The sequence below is a fragment of the Pseudarthrobacter sp. NamE5 genome (assembly GCF_005796225.1).
In the GTDB taxonomy this organism is placed as follows: domain Bacteria; phylum Actinomycetota; class Actinomycetes; order Actinomycetales; family Micrococcaceae; genus Arthrobacter.
In genome coordinates this window covers 38,267-60,008 of sequence record NZ_VAHO01000010.1, presented here as the reverse complement: position 1 = coordinate 60,008, position 21,742 = coordinate 38,267, and the positions used below count along the sequence as shown (strand labels likewise).

Sequence of the window (21,742 nt, the reverse complement as noted above, 5' to 3'; positions counted from 1 at the left end):
GCGGCGTCGCATTCGCTGGACCGTATAGGTGCGTTGGCTGATCAGGCCGGCGTCGTACGCGCTCGGAAACGGCGCCATGCCTCAGGTGCCAGCACCACCGCGATGCCGACGGCGGCCCCGATCACCGTCTCAATGATGCGGTCCCGGAGCAGGATTCCGTGAGAAGACGGGACCACGAGGAGCGTGGAGATCAACGCCAGGGGCGTAACGAAGACTTGGGCTAACAGGTACTGCCTGATGATGAACAGCTCGGCGCCGAACTGGCACAGCGCCATGACCAGCACGGTTTGCCAGGGCTGCAGGTCCAGCAGCAGGATCCCCGCCATGACCACCAAACCAAGGATGGTGCCGACGATCCTCTGCATGCCGCGGTGGACGCGGTGCCGCGTGGTATGGCCTACCAGGGGCACCACGGCCGCCACCATGGCCCAGTAGTTGTGGCCGAATCCCAGCAACTCCCCCGCCCACGTAGCCAGGGCCCCTGCCAGCCCGGCGGCCATCAAATAGCCGGCGCCCTCAAGCCACGCGGCTCGCTTTTCCGCCGGGGTGCGCCGGATCTGCAGGGGCCGGACCATGGTGTCCGGCGGCCGGGAAGCACCCGTGAGGAGAACCCGACCAGGAGACTGAAGCCCGTGGTGAGGACGGCTACCAGCATGGCCTCCCACAACGGGGGCTGGTTGGGAATGGAGGCGATGGCCGCAAAGGCGAAGATATGGAACAGGGATCCCGCCGGCCGCAGGCGCAACCACGAAATGGCCACCGAACAGCCGCCCGCCACGAGCGTGGTGGCCAAGACCAGGATGCAGGTGCTGCCGGGTGCGTCCAGCCCCGAGGCGGAGCCGGCGCGGGCGGCGAGCGTGGCGAGGAAGATGACCAGCAGCATCAGCAGGCCGGCCCGCAGCTGCAGTGCGAAGCGGACGCCGTGCGTTTCGCCGCGGCCGTAGATTCCCGTGAATGCGCCGAAGGACGCGAAGATGGCGAGGTCCAGCCGGCCCAGCAGCACAAGGGTAAAGAGCGGCACGAACACACCCACCGCGCACCTCAGGGCCGGATGGTGGTCCAGGTTGGCCGGGGCCATACTGAACATCTCAGCGAGCATCTTCACGGGACGCCTTCCTGGGGCGGGGGGACTTCTGGCGGGCGGCCGCGCTGACGTTCCTGCTAAATCCTACGTTGCAGGCTTCCGAAGCCTGCCTTGACGTCCCCGTGAATGGAACCGGCACGCAATACTGCCGAAACAGCTCCGGCTGATGCTTGAGCCAAGAAGCGCGCCGCACCGAACGCGGCCACCCGGGCCTGGCCCGTACTGAGATCAACATCCTGAGCATCCATGTCCATCCGGTAGCAGGCGGGGTGCTGGACGAGCTCGTCCTTTCGGCCCCGGGCGACGTTGGCGAGCGCGGGCTTCTCGATGCCCTGCACGACGGCGGCGGCACCAGTCCGCACGTCTGGCCCACCACAGGCGCGGATCCTGGCTCCCGGCGAGGCTTCGATGGAGGCGGACAACGGCGGCACCCGCCCGAAGATTCCCACCGCATGGCACGGCCCCATCACCTTTGCCCGCCCCGGCGAACCGTTCACCCCTGCGGAATCAGCGCGCACACCGGCTGGCCGAGCTCGCCGAGATCCTGGCGCACAGGCTGGCGGTGCCCTGCCCAACAAGGTCGCAGTGAATGTCGTTTTCAGCCCGAATAACGACATCTACTGCTACCTGGTTGGGAAGGGGCAGTCACAATTCGAATTTAGGTGGGCTGCACGGCCGGAACAGCGAAAAGCCTTGACAGTGGCGTGTGTCACTCCTACCTTTGATTTTGGGATCCCAAATTGGGATCCCAAACTTGCATATCCGGCGCTCCGGATCGCTGGCTGCATGCCCCTTCTTTCATTCCCGCGGTCCGTGCCCCTGCAGGCCGGGCCGCCCACCCCTTGGCAATTCCCCCTATCCGTAAACTTCCCCGTGAAGGAGAAGCTGTGTCCATCCCAAAAACCGAAACAACGGCGTCAGCTAAAGGCACCTCCACCGACGAAACGTCCCGGAAGGACGGCGTGCAACGGCGCACCGCGGTCCGCTGGAAACTGTTCCTCCTGCTGCTGGTGCTGGTTGCCGTCAATTACATCGACCGCGGATCCATTTCGGTGGCCCTCCCCATCATCCAGCAGGAGTTCAATCTTGCCCCCGAACTGGTGGGCCTCCTCCTCTCTGCCTTCTTCTGGACGTATGCACTCATGCAGATCCCGGTCGGCTGGCTGATCGACAGGTTCGGACCCCGCAAGGTCATGACCGCGTCATGCGTGGGCTGGGGTGCAGCCACGGCCGCCTCCGGCATGGCCGGCGGCTTCCTCAGCATGTTCATCGCCCGCATGGGCATCGGCGTCACCGAGGCCGGCGTGATGCCGGCGGGCGGAAAGCTCAACGCCATCTGGATGCACAAGTCCGAGCGCGGCCGCGGTGCCACCATCCTTGACGCCGGCGCTCCCCTTGGCGCCGGGCTCGGCGGCATCATCATCGCAGGCCTGATTGCCTCCACCGGCAGTTGGCGCATGGCCTTTGTCATCGCCGGCGCCGCCACCGTCCTGATGGGCCTGGCTGTCTGGTGGTACGTTCGCGACAACCCACGGGAACACCGCGGCGTCAACGAGGCCGAGGCTGCCTACATCGAAGCGTCTCATGCGGCCGAGGACGCCGAAGCCAGGCTCGATGGCAGCCACGGCAAGCGGGCGCTGCTCCCCTACCTCAAATTCCGTTCCTTCTGGGCCATGTGCTTCGGTTGGCTGGGATTCAACGGCGTGTTCTACGGCCTGCTGACCTGGGGCCCGCTCTACCTGGCCCAGGCCAAGGGCTTCGACCTGAAAACCATAGGCTGGTCAACGTTCGTGATCTTCGGGGCAGGCTTCGTGGGTGAAATCATTGGCGGCACAATCGCCGACAAATGGCGCGCCTCCGGCGCCTCGGCCAACCGCGTCATGCGTACCCTCCTGGGCATTTCGAGTGCAGTGGTGGTGGGCGGGCTCGTGGGTGTCACGGTGGTCCCGGACCCCACCACCGCAGTAGTGCTGCTCTCGCTGGTCATGTTCTTCCTGCGCTGGGTTGGCCTGTTCTGGAGCATCCCCTCCATCCTGGGTGGACGCACCAACGCGGGAGTGCTGGGCGGTGCCATGAACTTCAGCGGCAACATCTCAGGGTTCGTCACCCCCATTGCCGTCGGACTCATTGTGGGCGCAACGGGCTCCTACACCTGGGCCTTGCTGTACTTCGTGGGCTCCGCAGTGGTGATGGGCGCCTCCGTCCTGACGCTGAACTACAACAAGCGGCTACCTGTCTAAGCTAGCCATCCAAGGCAACATGCAATCCGCGCCCCCGCTGCCGGGATCCGTGTCACACCAAGTATCCGAATGGAGCACCATGCTGACCGCAGAAGAAACCCAGGACAAGGAACGCCCCCTCCGGGAAACTGTCCGGGACACGCTCCGCACCCGGATCTTCGAAGGACACTACGCTCCCGGCACGCGGCTGGTGGAACGCGACCTGGCTGCGGAATTCTCCGTCTCCAGGCTACCGGTCCGGGAAGCCCTGCGCATGCTCCGCCAGGAGGGGCTCATCAGTGACCGCGGGGCACGCGGCGCCGAAGTGAGCACGCTTAGCCCCAAGGACGTGGAGGACCTCTTCGATGTCCGCCAGTCACTTGAGGTACTGGCCTGCAGGCTTGCCTCGAAACGGGCCACCAAAAAGGACCTTGCCTACCTGGAGGGCCTCCTGGACAGCGCCGAAACCTTCCTCACCAAGGGCGCCGTTATGGAGGCGCACCGGGCCAACAGCGAATTCCACGATGCCATCACCCGCATCGCTGACAACAACTTTTTGAAGTCAGCCCTGGAACCACTGCAGGGCCGCATGCACTGGCTGTTCCGCCACGTCAGCGACCTGCCGGAGCTCATCCGGGAACACCGCGAACTGTATGCCGCAATCGCCAGTGGCGACCCAGACCGTGCAGCGGCACAGTCGGCTTCCCACATCGGCAAATACCGCGAGCAGTTCCCGGAAGACTTCCAGAAAACTGAACCCCAACTCCACCGGAAGAAATAATGCGACTCCTGGTCATTAACCCCAACATCAGCGACGATGTCACCGCCCTGATTGAATCCGAGGCCCTCCGCTCCGCAGGTCCCGGGACGGAACTGGTGGTCCGCACCGCGGCCCACGGCGTGGAGTACATCGAGACCCGTTTCGAATCACTCATCGCAGCCGGGGCCGTGGCAGAACTTATTGCCGAGTACACCCGCCACGGCGCGGAGCCCGTAGACGGGGTAGTGGTGGCAGCCTTCGGCGACCCAGGCATGCCGGCACTGAAAGAACTGGCGGAAGTTCCCGTCGTCGGCATCACCGAGGCCGCACTCTGCGCCGCCGCCGTGCTGGGCCACCGGTTCTCCATCATTGCCATCTCGGACCGCATCAAGCCCTGGTACCGCGACTGCGTGGAGCGGTTCGGCCTGGCCGGAAGGCTTGCCTCAATCAGGTCCATCAACGAGTCCCTTAACAGCATCGGCTCCGTCCAGCAGGACTTCAGGGAAACCCTCCTGGCACTCAGCCGGGAGGCCGTGGCGGAGGACGGAGCCGACGTCGTCATCCTGGCAGGAGCGCCGCTCGCAGGGCTGGCCCGGGAAGTCACCGGACAGATCCCCGTGCCGGTGGTGGACGGCATCTCCGCCGGCATCCGAATGGCCGAGGCTGTGGTGGGGCTGCAGTCCGGATTGCACCGCGCAGGCGCCTTTGCTGCGCCACCCGTCAAAGGCCGCCAAGGTCTCAGTGAAAACCTCGACGCCGCCCTTACCGCCGCACAGGCGAGCGCCACATACGCCGGCGCAGCCACAGCTCCCTCGGCCTAGACCAGCAAGCTTCACTTCAGAAGGAGGACACCGATGTCCCGCCAGCCAGACCTTGTCATTGCCAACGCCACCGTGGTTAACAGCTTCGGCCGCCAGAATGCCCACATCGTGGTCCAGGACGGCCTGATCGCCGGACTCGTCGACACCTCGGAAGCCGCTCCCCCCGCCGCCCGGACTATCGACGCCGAGGGCCGGCTGGTGGTTCCCGGCGGCGTGGACGGCCACTGCCATGTTGCCCAGGTGACCGGCCGCTTTCGCACCCTGGACGATTACCGCACCACCTCCATCGCAGCCCTGTGGGGCGGCACCACCACCATCATCGACTTCGGCATTCCCCGTGATGCCCAAGAAACTCCGCTCGTCGCCGTCCTGCACAAAAAGGAACTGGCCGCGCAATCCAGGTGCGATGTTGCCCTCCACGGAGCCGTGATCAGCTGGGACGAAACAGTGCCGTGGCAGCTCGAGCAGCTTGCCGCCGAAGGCGTGCGCTCCGTGAAGATGTACACCACCAACCGTGGCACCACCATGGCGGACGGGGACACCATCCTCAAGGTCATGCGCGAGATGGTCCGGCTGGACGGGCTGACCTACATCCACGCGGAACACGACCCCATCATCACCGACTGCACCGAGCAGCACGCCCAGGACGGCCGGATCGGCATCGAACACCTGCACCGTACCCGGCCCGGACTGGCTGAGGAGGTCTCGGTCAAGGACACACTGGCCATGGCCGAATACACCGGCGCTCCGGTCTACTTTGTCCACCAGTCGACCCCGGGCGCCGTGGATTTGGTCACCGAGGCCCGGGAACGGGGGCTGGACGCCTACTCGGAAACCTGCCCGCACTATGTCACCCTGGATGATTCCGTCTACGGCTCGAAGTTCCCGGAGTGGTTCGCCTGCTGCCCGCCCATGCGTGATGCGGAAACTGTGGCCGCGCTAAAGGACCGGCTGGCGTCAGGCGCGATCCACGCCATGTCCTCCGACCACTCCTGCTATGACCTGTCCCAGAAACGCGAGCGCACTGATGACGTCCGGGCCATGCCGCACGGCCTGCCCGGGGTGGAAACAAGGATGCCCGTCACCTTCACTGCCATGTCCTCCGCCGGCGCCAGCGTTGAGGACTTCGTGGAGGCGTTCTCGGCAGGCCCGGCGCGGATCAATGCCATTCCCGGCAAGGGGTGCATCGCCGAAGGTTACGACGCCGACCTGGTCATTTTCGATCCTGCCGAGGAGCGCATTGTGGACGGCGCCGCCCTGCACATGGGAACTGACTTCTCACCCTTTGACGGAAAGGCCTTGACCGGCTGGCCCGCCGTCGTCGTCTCCTCTGGCCGGGTGGTGCTTGACGGCCAGGGCTTCCACGATCCGGGCGCTGCCGGTCGCTTTGTGGCCCGCAACGGCTTCCGTGACCACCAGTCCACCCTTCCCACCGGTGCGGCCCGCGCCGCAGCCCTTTAGGAGCACCGATGCCATCAGCAACCCGTCCTACCCGGATCGGCATGATCGTCCCGTCCTCCAACACCTGCCTGGAACCCCAGACTTACCGGATTCTGGGTGACAGGACGGACGTGACCGTCCATTTCACCCGCATTCCCGTCACCAGGATCGCCTTGGACGATTCCTCGGACCGGCAATTCGATCCGGCGGCCATGCGCGAGGCCGCCCGGCTGCTGGCTACCGCGGATGTCGATGTCATCGCTTGGAACGGCACCTCCGGCTCCTGGCTGGGAGCGGAGCATGACCAGGACCTGGTCCGGGAGATCACCGGTGCCACCGGAATCCCCGCCACCACTTCCACCTTGGCCTACCTTGCGGCCTTCCGGGCTTTCGGCACCGAGCGGGTCGGCCTGTTCACGCCGTACACCGAGGACGTCAACCATCAGGTGATTGCGTCTTATGAGCGGGAAGGGATCAAGACGGTTGACCACCGGGCCCTGGGCCTCAGTGACAACGAGTCCTTTGCCCGGGTGACCGACGACGAAATGCGGCCGGGATCCCGCGAACTGGTTGCCCTGGCCCCGGACGCCCTGGTTTACCTCTGCACCAACCTCTACGGTGCCAACATCACGGCCGAGATCGAGGAAAGCACCGGAGTTCCGGTGCTGGATTCGGTGGCAGTGACGCTGTGGCATTCCCTGAAGTTGGCCGGCGCCCCGCTGCTGGACGGGCAGTGGGGCCGGCTGCTGGCGCAGAAAGCTACATCCGCAGGGTAAGCGCCGAGGGGTCCAGGGTCATCAGGACGTGCTTGCCCTGGCCCTCGTGGTCCCCGTCCAGCTGGTAGTCGTCCTTGTGCTCCAGGATGATCTCCACGGTCTTGCCCTGGAAGAACTCGACGGCGGTGTCCTTGCCCCGGCCCTTGCCGATCATCCCGGCAAGCACGGAGAGCCAGCCAAGCCTTCCGTGGTGAGGGGCCAGGACGGCCACATCCAGCAGGCCGTCGTCCATCTTGGCCTCGGGGAAGATCTCCAGGCCGCCCTGCACCTTGCCGCAGTTCCCCACCATCACGCTGCGGACCCCGCGCTGCACGGCCCTCCTGCCATCGATCACCACAGTGGCCTTGACCGGTTTGCCCGGCAGGTTGCGGATGCCGGCGTCCACGTAGGCCAGCCAGCCAACTTTGTGCTTCAGCTCTTGATTGGTGTCGGCCATGATCGTGGCGTCGTACCCCACCCCGGCCATGACCAGGAACAGCTGCTCCAGGTCCGGATCGCTCCGGCGTGCACGGACCACGTCGATCTTCCGCTCGGTCCCTGCCAGGGCTCCGGCCATGGCGGCGTCGAAGTCCGTGATGTCCATGCCGAGGTTGCGGGCCAGCAGATTTCCGGTGCCCAGCGGCAGCAGGCCCATCGGGACATCGCCCCCGGCCAGCACCTCAGCCACGCAGCGGACCGTGCCGTCACCGCCGCCGGCGATGACGATGTCGGCTCCCTGGGCCAGAGCTTCCTTGGCCTGGCCGACGCCAGGATCCTCGAGCGTCGTCTCGAACCACAGCGTCTCACCCCACCCGTTTTCAGCGGCGTGACGGGCTGCAAGCTCCTTCACGTCGATGTCCACCGTCTTGGCCGGATTGATGATGATGGCTGCGCGCTGGGGGGCAGTAAAGCTGTTGGCAGTCATGGCGTCCTTCAGTGGCGGATAGAAAGGCTGCTTTTGAAAAAAGACTAGCCTGCCGCGGGCGGGGTTCGAAGCAAGTGGGTTGGAAGAGGAGCAGCTAAAGCGACTTGACCGCCCCCAGCACCTGGGCCAGGGAGTCCTTGGCGTCACCGAACAGCAGGGACGTCTGCGGCTCGTACAGCAGGTCGTTCTCGATCCCGGCAAACCCCGGACGCATCGAACGCTTCAGGAAGACCACCTGCCGCGCCTCCGCCACCTCCAGGATGGGCATCCCGTAGATGGGGGACCCGGAGGAGGTCTTGGCCGCAGGGTTCACGACGTCGTTCGCGCCCACCACAAGCGCCACATCGGCGGTCTTGAACTCCGGGTTGATCTCACCCATCTCCTTAAGCGACTCATAGGGCACGTTGGCCTCGGCCAGGAGCACGTTCATATGTCCTGGCATCCGGCCGGCGACGGGATGGATGGCGAAGTCCACCTCGATGCCGCGGCTTTCCAGGGCCTGGGCGAGTTCCGCGGCCGTGTGCTGGCCCTGGGCGACGGCCAGGCCGTAGCCGGGGACAATGATCACGCGCTGGGCGTAGCCAAGAAGCACGGCAACGTCCTCGGCGCTGGAGGAACGCACCGGACGCTCACTCACCGCAGTGGATCCCGCCGTCGAACCTCCCCTGAACGCGCCGAAAAGGATGCCGGTGACACTGCGGCCCATGGCGGCCGCCATGGCACGGGTGAGGATGGTGCCGGAGGCACCCACCAGAGTGCCGGCCACCACCAGCAGCACGTTGCCGAGCACCACGCCGGAGGCTGCCACAGCCAGGCCGGTGAAGGCGTTCAGCAGCGAGATCACGATGGGAACGTCGGCGCCGCCCACGGGCAGTACCAGCAGGATGCCTGCGGCCAGGCCGAGCAGGAGCAGCACCGCCGCGAGCGGCAGGTACCCGCTGGCAATGACGACGGCGGCGGCCGCCACCGCGGCGAGCAGCACCGCCGCCATCACCACGGGAAGACCGGGAAACACCACCGGGCGGGTGGTCATCAGTTCCTGGAGCTTGGCGAACGTGACCCCGGAACCGGCGAACGAAACGGCACCCACCAGGAGCGTGAACACGATGGCCAGCCGCACCCAGGGATTGTCCGCGTGGCTGAGTTCCAGGAGCGCCACCAGGGCAGCGGCGCCACCGCCTACCCCGTTGAACAGCGCCACCAGCTGCGGCATCTGCGTCATTTTGACCCGCCGCGCCACCGGGGCAGCCACGGCTGACCCCAGGGCAATGGCACCAAGGATCCACGGGATGTTTTCGAGCCGGGCGGACAGGAAGACCGTGACGACGGCGATCAGCGCGCCGAGTGCGCCGATGAGGTTGCCCCTTCGGGCGGTCCGCGGGGAGCTGAGCCCGCGCAGCGCAAGGATGAAGCAGACGGCGGCAACGAGGTACAGGAGCGCGGTCCAGACGGGGTCCAGGAGGGTCATTTCCCTTCCACCTCCCCGGCGGATGGGTTGCGCCCTACCTCTTTCCGGGCGTGGAACATGTGCAGCATCCGGTCCGTCACCACGAAGCCGCCCACCAGGTTTGCGGTGGCGAGGACGACGGCGAGGAGGGCCACCGCGAGCACCCACGGGTCTCCTGCCTGGCCGGCCACAATTATGGCCCCCACCAGGATGATCCCGTGAATGGCGTTCGCGCCGGACATCAGCGGCGTGTGCAGGGTGCTGGAGACCTTGGACACCACCTCGAAGCCGACAAATACCGCCAGGACCGTGATGGTCAGCAGGCTCATCCCGTCCATCAGAGCACTCCTTCCCGCCGGCTGCCGGCCCGCTCGGCCAGCAGCTCCGCCGTCGGCTGGTGCCGTACCGTCCCGTCATGTGTCAGGCACGCGCCCGCGAGGACTTCGTCATCGAAATCAGGTGCCAGGGCGCCGTCCCGGATCATCAGGGCCAACAGGTTGGCGACATTCTTGGCATACAGACGGGAAGCGTCGGACGCCATGGCGGAGGGGGCGTCCTTCAGGCCTACGAGGGTGACCAAACCGGAGCCATCCGCGGTGGGCACGGGAATGTCCCGGCCGGGAACCACTGCCTCCACGTTGCCGCCGGACTCTGCGGCGAGATCCACCACCACAGACCCGGGCCGCATGCCCTGCACCATCTCCGTGGTGACCAGGAGCGGGGCGCGCCTGCCGGGGACAGCCGCCGTCGTAATCAAAACGTCCGCCTGGGCCACGTGCGGTGCGAGCAGCTGGCGCTGGCGGGTGCCGGCGTCGGAGCTGAGCTGGCGGGCATAGCCGCCGGCCGCTTCCGCTGTTTCGAGGTCCAGCCGGATAAAGGTGCCGCCCATGGAGGCCACCTCGTCAGCGGAGGCGGGACGGATGTCGTTGGCGAAGACGCGCGCACCCAGCCGTTTAGCGGTGCCGATGGCCTGCAGGCCCGCCACGCCCGCGCCCAGCACCAGGACCCGCGCGGGCGGCACCGTCCCCGCGGCAGTCATGTACAGCGGGAAGAACCGGGGCAGGCGGATGGCCGCTTCGAGGACGCAGCGGTAGCCGGCCACCAGTGCCTGGGAGCTGAGGGCGTCCATGGACTGCGCCCGGGAGATGCGGGGCACCAGTTCAAGGGCGAAGGCGGTGACGCCGGCATCGGCGAGCGCCTGCACGGTTGGCAGTTCGGACGACGGCGACGCCAGGCCTGCCGAGACGGCGCCCCTTTTCAGGGAGGCGGCGGTGTCCGGGTCGAGGGGCCGGACGTGGGCGAGGACATCCAGTTGCGCCAGGTCCAGTTCCTCAACGATGTTTGCTCCGGCCTGGCGGTAGACGGAGTCCGGATGTCCGGCAGCAGCACCGGCGCCTGCCTCCAGGAGCACCTCTACGCCAAGGGCCACCAGTTGCTTCACCGTTTCCGGGGTGGCGGCGACCCGCCGTTCACCCTCACGGCGTTCCCGCGGAATGCCCAGTTCCACCCGCCGACTCCCCTCGCAGCACGGGTGCGGCAGCGCCGCCCCGGCAGGGCCTGGATCCGTTGGATCAGGAGCCGCGGAGCGTCACTGCTGCACGTAATTGGCTAGAGTCTATGGCCCACACCGTTGCTGTGGGAGTAGGGCGGCGTGCTTGGATGCAGAACGGTAATCTTGGGGTCTCACCGACGAAGGCTCCCAGCACCTCCGGGGCTATGGCTTGCCCGTTCGCCCGCCGGCGATCAGGTAGGAATCCTCCAGCAGTTCCGCCAGCAGCTTTTCGTCGATCCGGTCCAGCCGGACCAGCACCAGTTGGGGAGAACGTTCGTGGTGCGGGGTCCAGAAGTAGGTAGCCGGTTCAATTCCCGCCAGTGCCTCCCGCTCCTGGGTTTTGACGGTGAGGACGCCTGGTTCCCAGATCCGGGCAATCAATGTTTTGGCGAACCAGGCGGGCTGGCCCCAGCTGGGCCGTTCGGTGACGCCGGGCAGTGCGAGTGCGATCCTGCGGACGTCGTCTTCCGTGGCCATGGCCACAGTCTGACCGCCTTGTACCGCGCTGCGCAACGAAGTTCCGGCTGGATCCGCAGAGGCTGTCCCTGCGCAGGTAGCCCTGGGCGTGCGCACCGGCGGCAGGCGTCCCGGTCTGGCCGGGGCACCATGGACCGCGCTTCCGGGCCCGAGCAGGCGCTTCATCGATTCACGGTTTGCAGCAAGGGAAGGCTATCCTAAGTTGTTCCCTTCTTTTATTCCTGCCTTCCCCGAGGCAGCCCTGCAAGGTGGTTTTTTGTGCGCTCGTTCCTCCGGCCCCGCGTCCTTGTGGCAGCACTGGCCACCCTTACCCTGGCCGGCTGCGGCTTCAGCGGCACCCAGACCCAGGCCGTGCAGCCCACCGCCGTGGCCGACACCAGCCAGCGGATCGTAGTGGATAACTTCCGGGCGCCGGTGGCAAACTGGGCCGTCGAGTCCGATGCCGCCTACATCCTTTCCCTGTCCGGGTGCCTGGAGACGCTGACCACCTTCAACCAGGCCGAAGGCAAGGTCCTGCCCTCACTCGCCACCGAGTGGAAGCAGACCTCGCCCCTGGACTGGGACTTCAGTATCCGCCAAGGCGTCAAATTCCAGGACGGCAAAGACCTCACTGCAGAGTCAGTCGTGTCAGCCCTGAACCACGTCCTGGACGCCAAGGTCCCCGCCCGGGCCTTTAACCGCACCATGATCAGCAGCATCACCGCCGTGGACGCCCAGACCGTCCGCGTCAGCACTCCGGCGGAAAACCCGCTGGTCCCGTACCGCCTGGCCAGCGTCAACACCGGCATCCTGGCGCCGGCCGCCTACAAGCCTGAAGGCCTGGACCCGTTCGGGCACTGCACCGGGCCCTTCACTCCCGTCTCGGAGAAGGCAAAGCAGTCCCTGACCCTGGACCGCAACGAGAACTACTGGGGTGGAGAGGTCCAGCTTGCGGGGGCAGAAATCCGCTTCATCACCAACGGCGCCACCCGGGCCGCCCAGGTGCAGACCGGCGAAGCAGACATTTCGCTGTCCATCCCGGTTGCCAGCCTCGCGGCACTCAAAGCTGCCGACGGCGTCAGCGTGCTGGGTGCCGATTCGCCCCGCACTGCCACCATGTACATGAACAACGGGCGCGCCCCGCTGGACAACGTTGACATCCGCAAGGCCATCCGCGAGGCGCTGGACCTCGATGCCCTGGCTGCCAGCGTCTACGAAGGCGCAGCCCTGCCGGCAACCGGGCCGTTCGCGCCGTCCGAGCCCTGGGCGGGGGACAAGCAGGACCAGCAGGTGCAGGACCTCGAGGAAGCCCGCAAGCTGCTGGCCGGCGCCGGCTACACCGCGGACCGCCCGCTGGAGATCATCGCCATCGTGGAGCGCGCGGAGTTCGCGGACGTTGCGGCCGTCGTGCAGGAAAACCTGAAGACCATCGGCATTCCCGTCACCATCACGTCCAAGGAATACGCCTCCGCGGAGCCTGACGTCCTGGCCGGAAACTACGACATGCTGCTCAGCCAGCGCAACCGGCTGATCGACATCGCCGACCCCATCGGGTTCCTCACCGCCGACTACACCTGCAAGGGCACCTACAACCTGAGCCACTTCTGCGACCCCGAATACGACCGGATCATCGCCGAAGCGGCCAAGACCCTGGACACCGGCGAGCGCTACAAGCTGTACGCCGCGGCAGGCCAGATCCTGCAGGACCAGGCGGTCAACGCCTGGCTGGTGAACGAACAGGCCACGGATGCCACCCGCACGAACGTCCTCGGCTATGTCCAGGACCCGCTGTCCCGCTACGTCCTGACCGCGAAGACGGCCAAGGCCGCCTCCTAGTCCGCGCCGCAAAACCAGCCGCATATGCTGCAGTTCATCACCAAACGGACGGCCACCCTGGTGGCCGCCGTTTTGGTGTCCTCCTTTGCGGTCTTCCTGATCCCATACTTCACGCCCGGCGACCCCGTCCGGAAGATTATCCGCTCCCGGGTGGCGGGTGACGCCATCGACGATTCAGCAGTGCAGGGCCTCAGCGAAAGCCTGGGTTTGGACGATCCACTGGCGGTGCAGTACTTTCGGTGGCTCGCGGACTTTTTCAGCGGCGACATGGGCCTGTCCTTCGTCAGTCGCACCCCGGTGGCGGAGCAGGTGCTGCCGGCCCTTTCGGTCACGCTCAGCCTGGTCCTCATGTCCCTGGGACTGGCGGCGGCACTCTCGCTCCCCCTCGGAATCATCTCGGGGCTGCGGCCCGGCAGCACAGCCGACAAAGCCATCACAGCCATAACCCAGGCCCTGATTGCCATGCCGGAATACTGGGTGGCACCAGTGCTGGTGCTGGTTTTCGCACTGAAGCTCTCCATCCTGCCAACGGCGGGCTGGAATGACCTCTCCTCCGCTGTGCTGCCGGCCCTGACCCTGGCCCTGCGGCCCATCAGCTTCTTCACGTCAGCTGTGCGGGCGGGGATCATTGACGCGGCCGCCGCCGAGCACGTCCCGGCCGCGCGGGCCAGGGGGCTCAGCCAGGGCCAGGCCATCCTCCGGCACGTGGTACCGAACGGTCTGGTGCCGCTGTCCACCCTGTTTGCCGTGTGGTTCGCGGGGCTGCTGGGCGGATCGGTCATCGTGGAAGTAATCTTCGCCGTTCCCGGCATGGGCAGGCTCCTGTTCGACGCCGTCGTCAACAGCGATATTCCGCTGGCCCAGGGCGGGGTGGTGGTTGTGGTGGCACTCGCCGTCGGCGTGACCACGCTTGCCGACTTCGTCCACCGGTTCCTCAGCAGGACAGTAGGAGGAACCCTTGCGTAACCGCTTCACAGTGACCACCCTGGCCGCTGCTGTCCTTGCCCTGATAGTGCTGGCCGTGCTGCTGGCCCCATGGATCTCGCCTTATCCGCCGGCCGAGCAGAACCTGGCCGAACGGTTGGCTCCGCCCTCGGCCGCGCACTGGCTGGGCACGGACAACCTGGGCAGGGACACCCTGAGCCGGATCCTCGAAGGCGGCCGGTTTTCCATGTCCGTAGCCGCGCTGGCCACCCTCCTGACCTGCCTTCTGGGCGTGGCCATCGGCATCCTCAGCGCCAGGCGGCGCGGGTGGGTGGACGAATTCCTGACCCGCAGCAACGACGTCCTGCTTGCGTTGCCGGAAATGGTGGTTGCCCTGTTTATCGTTGCGGCGCTTGGCACCGGCTTCGGTCCGCTGCTGCTCGCCCTCGTGGTCACCGGCTGGACGCCTTTCGCCCGGCTGGCCCGGACCCTGGCCTATGACGTCTCCGCCCGGGGCTTCGTGGACGCTGCGCGGGTGGTAGGCTGCCCGCCGTCATTCATTGTGTTCCGGCACGTCCTGCCCCACCTCGCCGCGCCCATCCTCGGCCAGGCAACGCTGCGCTTCGGGCACCTGCTCATCAGCGTGGGGGCCCTCTCGTACCTGGGCCTCGGCGTCCAGCCGCCGCAGTCCGACTGGGGCTCCATGCTGGCGGCGGCACAGCCCTTTGCGGACCGCGCGCCCATGGGGATCCTCGCCCCCGGCCTGGTGATTTTCACCGTGGCCCTCTGCGTCACCCTGATCGGCCAGCGCGCAGCCCACATTGCGGCGGCGCCGCTTCTGATGCCCCAGGCGGCGGACAAGTGAGCCCAGTGGGAACGCGCCTGGTTTTGGAAGGGCTGGAGGTGCGGCAGGCAAGTGCAGGTGGTGGGGCTCCCGGGAAGCGCCTGCTCTCCGGCGTCTCCCTGTCCGTCGACCCGGGGGAGTTCGTTGCGCTGGTGGGCAGTTCCGGCTCCGGCAAGACGCTGACCGCAATGTCCTGCCTTCGCCTGCTGCCGCCCGGCCTGGACATTACTGGCGGCTCCATAACCTTGAACGGCCTAGACCTGGTCCAGGCCCCCGAGCACCAGCTCAACTCCATCCGCGGCGGCAGGCTGGGGATGCTGTTCCAGCAGCCCAAGCGGATGTTCAATCCGAACCGGACCATCGAACAGCACCTGAAGGAGCCCCTGCGCCTCCACGCGGGCCTGCGGGGCGGCAAGGCGCGCACCAAGGCCCTGGAGCTCCTTGAGGAGGTGGGCTTCGCCGATCCGGGCAAGGGAATCCGCGCCTACCCGCACCAGCTGTCCGGCGGCATGGCCCAGCGCGCCATGACGGCCGTGGCGCTGGCCGGGCAGCCCGGGATGCTGCTGGCTGATGAACCGACGTCGGCACTGGACAAGGTGCTGGAACGCCAGATCCTGCAACTGCTGGACAGGGAACGCAAGGAACGCGGGCTGGGCATCCTCTACATCACCCACAACATTGCCTCCGTCGCGGCCTACGCGGACCGGGTGCTGGTGATGAACTCGGGTTCCATCGTGGAGGCGGCCCCGGTGGGTGAGCTGCTCACCCGGCCAAAGACGGACTACAGCCGCCAGCTGCTGGCTGCCGCACGCCTGGCACCGGAGTCCCGCCGCCGTCCCCCTTCCAGGGAACGCGACATCCTGGTGCTGGACCGTGTGGGCAAGCATTTCGGCCCGCGGCGGAAACTGGGGCATGCTGCACTACACGACGTTTCACTGGCCCTGCGGCGGGGTGAAATCCTGGGGGTGCTCGGCCAGTCCGGCTCCGGCAAGAGCACCCTCGCCAAGGCCATTGTTGGCTTGGAAGCTGCAAGCACCGGTTCCATTGCCCGGCAGCTCGATGCCGCCGGGCCGCGTGAAGCCACCGCCGTGCAGCTGGTGTTCCAGGAACCGCACAGCGCCTTCGACCCGAGGATGACACTCCGCACCAGCCTGCAGGCGCCGCTGCTCCCGCACCGGGAACTTTCGCCTGGGGAGCGTGCCGCAAGGATCGCGGCAGCGATGCAGGAGGTGGAGCTGGACCCGTCACTGCTGGATAAAAGGCCCGGCCAATGCTCCGGCGGCCAGCTGCAGCGGGCGACGATTGCCCGCGCCCTGCTGCTGGAACCCCAGGTCCTGATCTGCGACGAAGCAACCTCGGCACTGGATGCCCTCACGCAGCGCACCATCCTGAACCTGCTGCTGCGGCTGCAGCGCGAACGCAACCTGTCCCTGATCGTCATCTCCCATGACATGGACGTGGTCAGGTACATGTGCGACAGGGTGGCCGTCCTGCTCGAAGGGCAGGTGGTGGAGGTGGCAGAGACCAAAGACTTCTTCGCGGCACCGCAGCACGAGCACAGCCAGGCGCTGGTGTCGGCTTCCATCCCCTGCCGCGCAGACGGGCTGTGGACGGTGCTGGAGGCAGCCAAGCCTTAGGAGCCCGCCCCCCCCGGCAGCACCGCCCGCTACGGCCGGCCGGTCTCCAGCACTGACGCCAGGTCGAAGTTGACCGGTTCCTCCAGCTGGGCGTAGGTGCATGACTCAGGGTCCCGGTCCGGCCGCCAGCGGTTGAACTGGGCGGTATGCCGGAACCGGTCGCCTTCCATATGGTCGTAGCGGACCTCCACCACGAGTTCCGGGTGCAGCGGCACGAAGGACAGATCCTTGCCGGCGCTCCAGCGGCTGCCCTCGGCATTGCGCGGGGTCCGTTCGCCTTCCTCCTGCTTGGCCCAGGCCCACGGGTGGTCGTCGAAATCTGTGACCAGCTGCTGGAGCTGTTGGAACAGTTCCTTCCGCCGCTTCATGGGGAAGGCGCCGATCACGCCCACGCTGGCCAGGCCGCCGTCGTCCTTGTAGAGGCCCAGCAGCAGCGAACCTATGGCATCCGGCCCGCTCTTGTGCAGCCGGTAGCCGGCCACCACGCAGTCGGCCGTCCGCTCGTGCTTGGTCTTAAACATCACCCGCTTGTCCGGCTCGTACCTGCCCTCCAGGCGCTTGGCCACAATGCCGTCCAGGCCCGCGCCCTCGAACTGCTGGAACCACTGTTCGGCCGTGTCCTTGTCCGTGGTGGCGGCGGTGAGATGCACCGGGGCCTTGCTGGCCGCGAGCGCCTTCTCCAAGGCAGCACGCCGCTCGGTAAAAGGCCTGCCCGTGTAGTCGTCGTCGCCCAGGGCGAGCAGGTCGAAGGCCACAAAGCTGGCCGGCGTTTGGGCAGCCAGCAGCTTCACCCGGCTCGCGGCGGGGTGGATGCGCTGCTGAAGGGCGTCAAAATCCAGCCGGTCCCCGGAAGACCCGACCAGGATGATTTCACCGTCCACCACGCACCGGGGCGGCAGGTTTTCCTTCAGCGCCTCGACGAGCTCAGGAAAGTAGCGGGTCATCGGCTTTTCATTGCGGCTGCCGATCTCGACCTCGTCGCCGTCACGGAAGATGATGGACCGGAACCCGTCCCACTTCGGCTCATAACTGAGGTCGCCTTCCGGGATGCCGCTGACGGCCTTGGCGAGCATGGGCGGGACGGGGGGCATCACGGGAAGTTCCATGCTGCCCATTCTTGCCCGGCCACGGCCCCCGGCGGTAGACCGGCGCGGCACAGCCCGCCAGAAGAGCTCAGCCCGCCAACAGCCAGACGATCAGGATCAGCGCCGGGGCAGCCGCCGCGGTCGACAGCAAGATGGTTTCCCGGGCCACCGCAACACCCCGCCCGTACTTGCCGGCGAACAGAAATACGTTCTGGGCCGACGGAAGGGCTGCCATGAGCACCACCCCCAGGAGCATGTGCTGGTCCAGGTTGAAGAGAAAGCGACCGACAACGAACGCCACTGCCGGCATCACCGCTGACTTGAGTGCGGTGGCGGTAAGAATTTCAGCGGTATGCCCGCCGCTTTGCAGCATCCGCGTTCCATGCAGGGACATACCGAAGGCCAGCAGCACCACCGGGACGGCGGCTCCGCCCAGGAGTGTCAGCGGCGCCATCACCGGATCCGGAAGTTCCACGTTGAACGCTGCGAGGATCACGCCCAGCAGGGAGGCGATGATCATGGGGTTCCGGAACGGCTGCGTGACCAACAGCCGGGGGGAAAACTTCCTGGTCCCGGACAGGTCCAGCAGGGTGAGGACCAGCGGGGCGAACAGCAGGAGCTGGACCAGCAGCACCGGGGCCACCGGGGTCGCATCGCCCAGGGCGTAGAGCGTGATGGGGATGCCGATGTTGTTGGCATTGACGTAGGAGCTGGCCATGGCCCCGATGGCGGTTTCAGCCAGGGGTCGCCGGAACCACAGCCTGCTGGCCAGCACATACAGCAAGGCGGTGGCGGCCGCTGTGATCAGGGCAAGCGGCACGTAGGCGGAAAACACCACGCTGAGGTCTGACTCCAGCACCACCGTGAACAGCAGCACCGGGTTGGTGATGAAGAACGCGGTGCGGGTCAGCGCGGAAACCGTCGGCTCCCCGCCCAGTCCGCACCGTGCGGCGATGTATCCCACGGCAATGACGACGCCGATCACCGCCAGCCCGATCAGCACACCGCCCACAATTGGTACTTCCTTCCCTTCCGCCGCCTGCGCAGGAGCAAGAAGTTCCGGAAGCGCAGTATTACAAGTCTCAAACTTATCTGACAAGTTGTTGGGTCGATGCACGGCTGCCCGCCTTGGCGCCGCGTTAAAGGCAAACCCCTCGACACCTCACCACCCGGGACGGTAGAGGTTAACGATGGTTACCGTCGGCTTTCACGCCTCACACGAACAGATCAGCCCCGCCCAACTGCTCAAGGACGTCCAGCACGCGGAACAGGCAGGGTTCGATGCCGCCATGTGCTCGGACCATATTGAGCCCTGGTCTGCCCGGCAGGGCCACTCCGGATTCGCCTGGTCCTGGCTGGGGGCCGCGCTGGCCACCACCGACCTCCGCTTCGGCGTGGTCACGGCGCCGGGCCAGCGCTACCACCCGGCCATCATCGCCCACGCTTCCGCCACACTCGCCAGCATGTTCCCGGACCGCTTTTGGTTCGCGCCGGGCAGCGGCGAGAACATGAACGAGCACATCACGGGTGACGGGTGGCCTGCCAAGGACATCCGGCAGCACCGGCTGGAGGAATGCGTGGACGTGATCCGGCGCCTGCACCGCGGCGAGGAAGTCACCCACCGCGGGCTGGTGACGGTTGAGCAGGCGCGGCTTTGGGATGTCCCGGAAACCCCGCCGCCGCTGATCGCTCCCGCCGTCAGCGTTGCTACGGCGCGGCGGGCCGCGGCCTGGGCGGACGGCCTGGCGACCGTTAACCAGCCGACGGACAAGCTGCGGGACATGCTGGCCGCCTACCGGGACAACGGAGGCCGCGGCAAGGCCATCCTGCAGGTCCACCTGTCCTGGGCCGGGAGCGAACAGGAAGCGGTTGCCGTCGCCCTGGACCAGTGGCGGACCAACACCTACCAGCCTCCCATCCCCTGGGATCTTCCCACCGCTAAACACTTCGACCTCGTGGGCGAACACGTGACCGAAGAACAGGTCCGCACAACGGTCAATATTTCGGCCAGCCTGGAACAGCACGTGGAGTGGCTGTCGGAATATGCCGAGCTGGGCTTTGACGAGCTCTACCTGCACTTCGTGGGACAGGAACAGGCTCCCTTTATCGACGCGTTCGCCGCGGAGGTCCTCCCGCAGCTCCGCACCCCCGGCACAACCTCCGCAGGCGCCCCCGCCGAACCGCAGCTGGTTGCCTCCGCTGCCGAGCCGGCGTCGGACGCTTCAGCATGAGGCTTGCCGAAACGTCGGACCTGTGGTGGAAGAATGCGGTCATCTACTGCCTGGACGTGGAGACGTTCTTTGACGACGACGGCGACGGCACCGGTGACTTCGCCGGCCTCACCCAGCGGGTGGACTACCTCGCCGCCCTCGGCGTGACCTGCATCTGGCTGATGCCGTTTTATCCGTCGCCGGACCGCGACGACGGCTACGACGTGACCAACTTTTTCACGGTGGACCCCCGGCTGGGGACGCTCGGAGACCTGGTGGAGTTCATCCGCGCCGCCCGGGACCGGGGCATGCGGGTGATCGCGGACTTCGTGGTGAACCACACCTCGGACAGGCACCCCTGGTTCGTGGAGGCCCGGAAATCCACTGACAACAAGTACCGGGACTATTACGTGTGGCGGAGCGACACTCCCCCGGACACGTCGTCCGAGGTGGTGTTCCCGGGCGAGGAGGACTCGCTGTGGACCCGGGACGAGGCCACGGGCGAGTGGTACCTGCACATGTTCGCCAAGCACCAGCCGGACCTGAACGTCACCAACCCGCAGGTCCGCGACCAGATTGCCAAGGCCATGGGACTGTGGCTGGAGCTGGGCCTGGACGGGTTCCGGCTGGACGCGGTGCCGTTCTTCCTGGAAACCCGGGGCCAGCCCAAGGACGAGGCCGCCAACCCGGATCCGCATGCCTACCTCTGTGCGCTGCGCAGCTTCGTCAGCCGGCGCAACGGCAGCGCGGTGCTGCTGGGCGAGGTGAACCTGCCGTACAAGGAGCAGCTGGAGTACTTCGGCGGGCCGGAGGGCAACGAGCTGAACATGCAGTTCGACTTTATGTCGATGCAGCACATTTACCTGTCGCTGGCGCGGCAGGATGCCCGGCCACTGGTGGAGACGCTGAAGAGCCGGCCGCCGATCCACCCGGACAACCAGTGGGCCATGTTCGTGCGCAACCACGACGAGCTGACGCTGGACAAGCTCACCGACGGCGAGCGCCAGGAAGTGTTCGCGGCGTTCGGCCCGGAGGAGGACATGCAAATTTACGGGCGGGGGCTGCGCCGCCGGCTGCCGCCAATGCTCGGCGGCGACCCGGAGCACCTCCGGATGGTGTACTCCCTAATGTTCTCCCTACCCGGGACACCCGTGCTCTTCTATGGAGAGGAGATCGGCATGGGCGAGGACCTCCGGCAAAAAAGCCGCGCCGCGGTCCGCACGCCCATGCAGTGGAACAGCGAAAAGAACGCTGGGTTCTCCAATGCCAATGCCGCAGAGCTGGTGGCGCCCCTGGTGCGCGGCGAGTACGGGCCCGAGCACGTCAACGCCGCGGCCGGGAAGCGGGACCCAGAATCGCTGTTTACCTTCATGGCCGCGCTGATCGCGCGTTACCGGGAGGCACCTGAGCTGGGCTGGGGTGAATTTGCCGTGATCGCCCAGCCCGAGCCCGCGGTGCTTGCCCATACCTGCAGTTCCGACGGCGGCACGATGGTTTTGCTGCACAACTTTGGCGAGGACACGGTGAAGGTCAGCGCAAGGGTAGGCGGGGAGGACAGTCCGCCCCAGGCCTACACGGATGCCATGCTGCTGGACCTGTTCGACGGCGACAATATCGCCTTGGAGCCCAACGGCGGCTTCTCCCTGGAGCTGGGACGGTACGGGCACCGCTGGTTCCGCCTGCACCGAAAAGGTGACCGGCCAACCCCCTGACGCTGGGGCTTGTATGCTATATCGACTTTCGATAG

General features: G+C 66.6%; 18 protein-coding genes and 2 pseudogenes. 12 read left to right on the top strand and 8 right to left on the bottom strand.

The window, feature by feature from the left end; genetic code table 11:
• Positions 1-41: 41 nt before the first annotated feature.
• Positions 42-1,105: pseudogene (locus FDW84_RS12955) on the bottom strand (FUSC family protein).
• A 161-nt stretch (positions 1,106-1,266) separates the two neighbouring features.
• Between FDW84_RS12955 and FDW84_RS19755 the strand changes: the two are divergent.
• From FDW84_RS19755 to FDW84_RS12925, 6 genes and pseudogenes are all read left to right on the top strand, one after another.
• Positions 1,267-1,673 (top strand): annotated as a pseudogene (locus tag FDW84_RS19755) (amino acid-binding protein); the annotation flags it as partial.
• Between the two features lie 298 nt (positions 1,674-1,971).
• On the top strand, positions 1,972-3,324 hold the full coding sequence (locus FDW84_RS12945; RefSeq protein WP_138609945.1) for an MFS transporter: 1,353 nt from the start codon (positions 1,972-1,974) through the stop codon (positions 3,322-3,324).
• A gap of 79 nt (positions 3,325-3,403) precedes the next feature.
• Complete coding sequence (locus tag FDW84_RS12940) at positions 3,404-4,084, top strand: GntR family transcriptional regulator (protein ID WP_138609944.1); 681 nt, start codon at positions 3,404-3,406, stop codon at positions 4,082-4,084.
• On the top strand, positions 4,084-4,884 hold the full coding sequence (locus FDW84_RS12935) for an aspartate/glutamate racemase family protein (protein ID WP_138609943.1): 801 nt from the start codon (positions 4,084-4,086) through the stop codon (positions 4,882-4,884). Before FDW84_RS12940 ends, FDW84_RS12935 begins: the two co-directional genes overlap by 1 nt.
• 33 nt (positions 4,885-4,917) lie before the next feature.
• A complete protein-coding gene (locus tag FDW84_RS12930) occupies positions 4,918-6,345 on the top strand; it encodes an amidohydrolase family protein (RefSeq protein WP_138609942.1) in 1,428 nt (475 codons plus the stop codon).
• Between the two features lie 8 nt (positions 6,346-6,353).
• Entirely contained in the window at positions 6,354-7,100 is a 747-nt protein-coding gene (locus FDW84_RS12925; RefSeq protein ID WP_138609941.1) for a maleate cis-trans isomerase family protein, read from the top strand.
• On the opposite strand, the gene FDW84_RS12920 is transcribed toward FDW84_RS12925, so the two are convergent.
• The 5 genes from FDW84_RS12920 to FDW84_RS12900 form a co-directional block, all read right to left on the bottom strand.
• A complete protein-coding gene (locus FDW84_RS12920; RefSeq protein WP_138609940.1) occupies positions 7,084-8,004 on the bottom strand; it encodes a diacylglycerol/lipid kinase family protein in 921 nt (306 codons plus the stop codon). The two genes, FDW84_RS12925 and FDW84_RS12920, sit on opposite strands and share 17 nt — an antisense overlap.
• Before the next feature lie 94 nt (positions 8,005-8,098).
• Positions 8,099-9,472, bottom strand: coding sequence for an NAD(P)(+) transhydrogenase (Re/Si-specific) subunit beta (locus FDW84_RS12915; protein ID WP_138609939.1), 1,374 nt, complete (start codon positions 9,470-9,472; stop codon positions 8,099-8,101).
• Positions 9,469-9,789 carry an NAD(P) transhydrogenase subunit alpha part 2 gene (locus tag FDW84_RS12910; protein ID WP_138609938.1) on the bottom strand — a complete coding sequence of 107 codons (321 nt, stop codon included), beginning with the start codon at positions 9,787-9,789 and terminating at the stop codon, positions 9,469-9,471. Before FDW84_RS12910 ends, FDW84_RS12915 begins: the two co-directional genes overlap by 4 nt.
• On the bottom strand, positions 9,789-10,958 hold the full coding sequence (locus FDW84_RS12905; protein WP_138609937.1) for a Re/Si-specific NAD(P)(+) transhydrogenase subunit alpha: 1,170 nt from the start codon (positions 10,956-10,958) through the stop codon (positions 9,789-9,791). Before FDW84_RS12905 ends, FDW84_RS12910 begins: the two co-directional genes overlap by 1 nt.
• Positions 10,959-11,165: 207 nt before the next feature.
• The gene (locus FDW84_RS12900) at positions 11,166-11,480 is read right to left on the bottom strand and encodes an MmcQ/YjbR family DNA-binding protein (protein ID WP_138609936.1); all 315 of its coding nucleotides are present in this window, start codon (positions 11,478-11,480) and stop codon (positions 11,166-11,168) included.
• Between the two features lie 258 nt (positions 11,481-11,738).
• On the opposite strand from FDW84_RS12900, the gene FDW84_RS12895 reads away from it, so the two are divergent.
• From FDW84_RS12895 to FDW84_RS12880, 4 genes are read left to right on the top strand one after another with little or no spacing between them, the layout of a single operon-like run.
• Complete coding sequence (locus FDW84_RS12895; RefSeq protein WP_138609935.1) at positions 11,739-13,295, top strand: ABC transporter substrate-binding protein; 1,557 nt, start codon at positions 11,739-11,741, stop codon at positions 13,293-13,295.
• A gap of 24 nt (positions 13,296-13,319) precedes the next feature.
• The gene (locus FDW84_RS12890; RefSeq protein ID WP_138609934.1) at positions 13,320-14,261 is read left to right on the top strand and encodes an ABC transporter permease; all 942 of its coding nucleotides are present in this window, start codon (positions 13,320-13,322) and stop codon (positions 14,259-14,261) included.
• Positions 14,254-15,084: an ABC transporter permease gene (locus tag FDW84_RS12885; RefSeq protein ID WP_138609933.1), complete on the top strand. Its 831-nt coding sequence runs from the start codon at positions 14,254-14,256 to the stop codon at positions 15,082-15,084. Before FDW84_RS12890 ends, FDW84_RS12885 begins: the two co-directional genes overlap by 8 nt.
• Positions 15,081-16,700, top strand: a complete 1,620-nt coding sequence (locus tag FDW84_RS12880; protein ID WP_371419169.1) for an ATP-binding cassette domain-containing protein — start codon at positions 15,081-15,083, stop codon at positions 16,698-16,700. The genes FDW84_RS12885 and FDW84_RS12880 overlap by 4 nt, the downstream gene beginning before the upstream one ends.
• Positions 16,701-16,729: 29 nt before the next feature.
• On the opposite strand, the gene FDW84_RS12875 is transcribed toward FDW84_RS12880, so the two are convergent.
• Positions 16,730-17,806 carry an ATP-dependent DNA ligase gene (locus tag FDW84_RS12875; protein ID WP_138609932.1) on the bottom strand — a complete coding sequence of 359 codons (1,077 nt, stop codon included), beginning with the start codon at positions 17,804-17,806 and terminating at the stop codon, positions 16,730-16,732.
• A 67-nt stretch (positions 17,807-17,873) separates the two neighbouring features.
• Complete coding sequence (locus tag FDW84_RS12870) at positions 17,874-18,797, bottom strand: AEC family transporter (RefSeq protein ID WP_138609931.1); 924 nt, start codon at positions 18,795-18,797, stop codon at positions 17,874-17,876.
• A 178-nt stretch (positions 18,798-18,975) separates the two neighbouring features.
• Between FDW84_RS12870 and FDW84_RS12865 the strand changes: the two genes are divergently transcribed.
• Together FDW84_RS12865 and FDW84_RS12860 are read left to right on the top strand one after the other, a co-directional pair.
• Positions 18,976-20,016 carry a TIGR03885 family FMN-dependent LLM class oxidoreductase gene (locus FDW84_RS12865; RefSeq protein WP_138609930.1) on the top strand — a complete coding sequence of 347 codons (1,041 nt, stop codon included), beginning with the start codon at positions 18,976-18,978 and terminating at the stop codon, positions 20,014-20,016.
• Entirely contained in the window at positions 20,013-21,707 is a 1,695-nt protein-coding gene (locus tag FDW84_RS12860) for an alpha-amylase family protein (RefSeq protein WP_138609929.1), read from the top strand. The genes FDW84_RS12865 and FDW84_RS12860 overlap by 4 nt, the downstream gene beginning before the upstream one ends.
• The last annotated feature ends 35 nt before the right edge of the window (positions 21,708-21,742 follow it).